Source organism: Shewanella insulae (assembly GCF_009831655.1).
Classification (GTDB): domain Bacteria; phylum Pseudomonadota; class Gammaproteobacteria; order Enterobacterales; family Shewanellaceae; genus Shewanella; species Shewanella insulae.
In genome coordinates this window covers 1-1514 of sequence record NZ_WRPA01000037.1, presented here as the reverse complement: position 1 = coordinate 1514, position 1514 = coordinate 1, and the positions used below count along the sequence as shown (strand labels likewise).

The 1514-nt window shown below is 42.3% G+C and carries 3 protein-coding genes; 2 read left to right on the top strand and 1 reads right to left on the bottom strand.

All coding sequences use genetic code 11. The features are described from left to right. Positions 1–158 precede the first annotated feature (158 nt). Both GNT65_RS20380 and GNT65_RS20375 read left to right on the top strand, forming a co-directional pair. Positions 159–446 carry a hypothetical protein gene (locus GNT65_RS20380; protein WP_160798999.1) on the top strand — a complete coding sequence of 96 codons (288 nt, stop codon included), beginning with the start codon at positions 159–161 and terminating at the stop codon, positions 444–446. Positions 447–591: 145 nt separating this feature from the next. After that, positions 592–996: a hypothetical protein gene (locus tag GNT65_RS20375; RefSeq protein WP_160798998.1), complete on the top strand. Its 405-nt coding sequence runs from the start codon at positions 592–594 to the stop codon at positions 994–996. Positions 997–1164: 168 nt separating this feature from the next. Here the strand turns inward: GNT65_RS20375 and GNT65_RS20370 are convergent, their stop codons facing one another. Continuing rightward, a complete protein-coding gene (locus GNT65_RS20370; protein WP_244952241.1) occupies positions 1165–1401 on the bottom strand; it encodes a glutathione binding-like protein in 237 nt (78 codons plus the stop codon). Positions 1402–1514 lie beyond the last annotated feature (113 nt).

Here is a 1514-nt window from a genome sequence, read left to right as displayed (position 1 = left end):
ATGTAGTATTGTAATGTCGCGCATGGTGTTGTTCTAGTTTGTTTTTGGCGAAATTGATTAGATCAAACAGCACCATGCGTGTCTACTAATTGATTGTACAAGGAATTATCTGGGGATTCCCTAGAGCGGGGCGTTAAATGCCATAAGGAGAGCAAAGTATGAATTGGTTAATATGGGTATCATTAGGAGCTCTTTTTATTGGTGTATGGCATGAGATAAATAGATTTCCCGCAACAGGGAAGTCAATTATAAAGCTTCAAGAGAGACTTGATGAGCTTGAGTCTGAAAATCGAGACTTACGTGAAAAAGTTGAAAACCTTGATGATGAAGTTTTATCGCTTTCTAATGAAATAGATAAAATAAAAGATCCAGCATATCACCAAGCATTAGAGGATGGAGATGATCACGTACTTTATGAAATGGATAAAGCTCGTGGTAATATTTGAAGTCCAGCATTTAACAAACTGTTTAAGAGAGATTCACAACGCATGGCATTTATACTATGTGTTGCGTGTAATGATTAAGGTGATATGCAGAGCATGGGTATGGCGTTGCTCACAACTCAACTGGGCGTTAGATTATTAGTCAAATATGGATAAAATTGATTACACAAAGTATAGCGTCGAGGAATTAGAAGACGCATATAGGCACATTGATCGGGATAGATGGCCTGATCGCGTAAAAGAAATAGAGCTGATTCTTAATGATCCGGTTAAGCGGCGAGCACAGGTTAATACTGATAAATATCGTAAGAAAATAAAAGAAGAACGTGCTCAGAAGTCAAGGAAGCGAAGGGAGCCTCTAGGTTATGCACTAATGTATATAGTGCTAGGTGTTTTAGTCTCATTTTTTGGATTACTAGCTTCGCGGACAGGACAAGGAACAGCCGTTGATTCAATGGGGGAAAGAGTCTTAATTGGAATAGTTTTTTTTGCTATTGCATATTTGTATTTTAATAAATGGCGAAAAAGCGCCGGTAAACGCAGGCACAAGTAAATCTAACCGAGCCAGCACTGCTTCCGTTGTTTGCTGGATTTTGTTTTACTCGGTCGAAGCTGGTGACGTTGAGCTAGTATTCCTAACCTTCACTATTTTTGGCCTTGGCCATTTGGCAGGCGAGCTTCAGCATTTAAGCTCGCCACCATAGTTTCTTCTATCTCAAATTTAGCCGTTGACGGCTATGATCGACGGGCGTTGTTCCATCTTGGCGAGCCAGGCGGTGAGGTTGGGGTGGTCGTCGCTTGGGGTGATCTCCAGGTGTTTGATAAAGCTCATCATCACGTAGGCGGTGATGTCGGCGATGGAGAAATTCTGTCCGGCGATAAAGGGTTGCTGGCTAAGCTGCTTCTCTAGCGTCGGCAGAAACTCTATCACTCGCTGGCGGGACTCTGTAGTGGTCAACTAAAATTGGCCACGGTTTTGTATTCAAGCCAGTATCTTCGCTCTGACTCATTGGGTGTCAGCCCACCGTTATATTGATGTGGTCTCAGCTGACTGTAATACCCCGTCACATA

Coding starts and splice junctions, on each gene's coding strand:
- GNT65_RS20380 (WP_160798999.1), top strand. CDS start 159: ATGAATTGGTTAATATGGGTATCATTAGGAGCTCTTTTTATTGGTGTA.
- GNT65_RS20375 (WP_160798998.1), top strand. CDS start 592: ATGGATAAAATTGATTACACAAAGTATAGCGTCGAGGAATTAGAAGAC.